The sequence below is a fragment of the Ruegeria sp. AP12 genome, assembly GCF_056540025.1.
This window is the reverse complement of sequence record NZ_JBQFVZ010000348.1, coordinates 1-514: the sequence shown is the minus strand read 5'-3', so window position 1 is coordinate 514 and position 514 is coordinate 1. Positions and strand designations below refer to the sequence as shown.

Below are 514 nucleotides of genomic sequence, written 5' to 3'. Positions count from 1 at the left end.
GAGATTTTCTCCCAGCGCCCCCGAACATAGGCCTCTAGCCCGGAAAACTTGGCTTTGTAGCCCATTTTCGGACTGCCCGGGACCCAGTAGCCTAAGTAGATATAGGGCAGGCCGGCCTCACGCGCGATCTCGATATGGTCGAGGATCATGTAGGTGCCCAAAGAGTTCTGCGGCTGGTTTGGGTCGTAGAAGGAATAAACCATGCTGAGGCCGTCATCCAGAACATCGGTCAGACTGACGGCGATCAGGTTTCCGGTCTCGGGGTCGGCATACTCCACAACGCGGCTGCGGATTGGGGTTTCCTCGATCATCGCGGCGAATTCGAAAACGTCCATATCGGCCATGCCGCCATCAGCGTGGCGGGTATCGAGGTAGCGACGGAACAGCTCGTATTGATCATCGGTGGCCCAGGGCGAGGTTGCGCGGCGTTCCAGATAGCCATTGCGTTTGGCCGCGCGTTTCTGGCTTTTGGTCGGGCGGAAGGCCGAGACGTCGATCCGGGCGGAAAGGCACG

Annotated in this window: 1 protein-coding gene; it reads right to left on the bottom strand. The window is 59.3% G+C overall.

The window, feature by feature from the left end; genetic code table 11:
- Positions 1-514: aspartate/glutamate leucyltransferase (locus tag ACR0E6_RS23145; protein WP_480587848.1), on the bottom strand; the 514-nt coding region annotated here is incomplete at both ends.